This is a genomic window from Flavivirga aquatica (genome assembly GCF_001747085.1).
In the GTDB taxonomy this organism is placed as follows: domain Bacteria; phylum Bacteroidota; class Bacteroidia; order Flavobacteriales; family Flavobacteriaceae; genus Algibacter_C; species Algibacter_C aquatica.
The window spans coordinates 1-675 of record NZ_MDJD01000008.1 but is presented as its reverse complement, the minus strand read 5'-3'; the positions used below and the strand labels follow the sequence as shown (position 1 = coordinate 675).

Sequence of the window (675 nt, the reverse complement as noted above, 5' to 3'; positions counted from 1 at the left end):
ACAGCACTATGTTTTCTAATAATGATTCTTGCATATAGATAAGTTCACTTAAATCAGTAATAGGTAGTTTTATATAATTCTGTTTTGTTTTGGGGTCTGTTTGCAAGGTATGTAGATACCTTGTCTTAAATTCATGTGGTGTCATTTTGGTAATGTTTTAGGATTAAAAACCCTGCTTAGGCTTCCTATGCACATTACCGTGCACTGAGATTGTTTCCTAACTCAAGCCATACAGGGCGTAACTTTAATTGTAACTTAATAGTGGTAATGTTTAAGGAATAAAAGTAATATTATCTTTTATATTTCTATGGACTGTTATTCTTTATTTTCATCTCTCATATTTTTTTATCGTAAGGGGTGGAAGTTGTTTATGGTTTCATGCAGACTTTCTAAATCGTCTTGTTGGTAGCGTTCGGTTGAACTTATATATTTATGTCCTGTCAGATATTGGGCTTTTCGCAGTCCGTTTTGTTTGAGCCAGTGGATGATAACACTTGTTCTTATTTGTTTTACATCGGTAAAACTGTTATTGATTTCCTTTAGTTCTTTAGCTAATTTATGTATCGTATTATGAAGCTTGTAACTCCTTCCTATTGGTAGTAATAATTGTTCGGTTACTTTATTGGTTTCTTTTAAAATCCTTGGCCTAACTTCGTTAATGTATTCCATAAATTC

Annotated in this window: 1 pseudogene; it reads right to left on the bottom strand. The window is 32.1% G+C overall.

Annotated elements, in window-relative coordinates:
• Window positions 1–345: 345 nt before the first annotated feature.
• Window positions 346–675: pseudogene (locus A8C32_RS20505) on the bottom strand (hypothetical protein); the annotation flags it as partial.